Origin of the sequence: Streptococcus handemini (assembly GCF_040984445.1) — a bacterium.
Classification (GTDB): domain Bacteria; phylum Bacillota; class Bacilli; order Lactobacillales; family Streptococcaceae; genus Streptococcus; species Streptococcus handemini.
In genome coordinates this window covers 1-955 of record NZ_JBFRYH010000128.1, presented here as the reverse complement: position 1 = coordinate 955, position 955 = coordinate 1, and the positions used below count along the sequence as shown (strand labels likewise).

Sequence of the window (955 nt, the reverse complement as noted above, 5' to 3'; positions counted from 1 at the left end):
AAATTTCAAGTTCAAGTTAGCCAGTCTGTAAAAATTCTCTAGGAGATTTGTAACCCAATATCTTCTTTGGATAGTTGTTAATCCAGTTTTCAATAAATGCGACTTGTTGTTGCGTCGCATTTTTGCTTCCCTTAGGCAACCAACGCCGGATGAGTCTATTATGATTCTCATTAGTTCCCCTCTCCCAAGAGGAATAAGGGTGGGCATAATAAATGTTCTCAGAATCAAAAACATCTGCCAAGCGACTGAATTCAGCCCCGTTATCAGCTGTGATTGAGTTAATTTGATACTCTCTGAGAATTGTTTTCAGAGCTTGATTGACTGAAGACGCGGACTTATCGGGAATGAGTCGGATGATTTGATAACGACTCTTTCTATCAGTTAGAGTCAACAGACACTCATTTTTTGCTCGTGTTTGAATAACCGTATCAATTTCAACATCACCGACATTCTCACGCTGATTAATGCTTTCTGGTCGTTCCTCAATCGATTTTCCAGTCGGCTTAAAGTTGGGACTCGCTTGTTTTTTCTTCGTTTTCTCTTTCCGAGGATAGAGCATGTCATCCTTGGTCAATCCTAAGTGTCCATGATGAATCCAGTAGTAAATGGTGGAGATGGAGACAGGTATCCCTTTTGCTTTTACCATCATCTCAGGAGAGTATTTCTGTTTGATGTAGTGAAGAATCTTTTCTTTGAGTCCCTTGGTTAGGGAAGCCTGCTTCACAGAATGTTTACGATTGTTTTGATAGGCTTCTTGAGCGAAGTCAGCTGAGTAGATTATTTCAAATTTTCCTTTACGTACTTGTTGTCTAACCTGACCACGTTTGACTTCGTTGTGAATAGTTTGAGGAGCTTTAGACAATCTCTTAGCGATTTCACGATTTGAGAACCCTTCTTGAAGCCAACGTTCAATCATTCTACGCTCAGCTAGTGTCAAATGTCTTCTTTTTGGTGT

General features: G+C 40.0%; 1 protein-coding gene. It reads right to left on the bottom strand.

Annotation, left to right across the window (positions count from 1 at the left end; all coding sequences use genetic code 11):
- Window positions 1-16: 16 nt before the first annotated feature.
- Window positions 17-955: IS30 family transposase (locus tag ABPH35_RS10925; RefSeq protein WP_368849830.1), on the bottom strand; the 939-nt coding region annotated here is incomplete at its 5' end.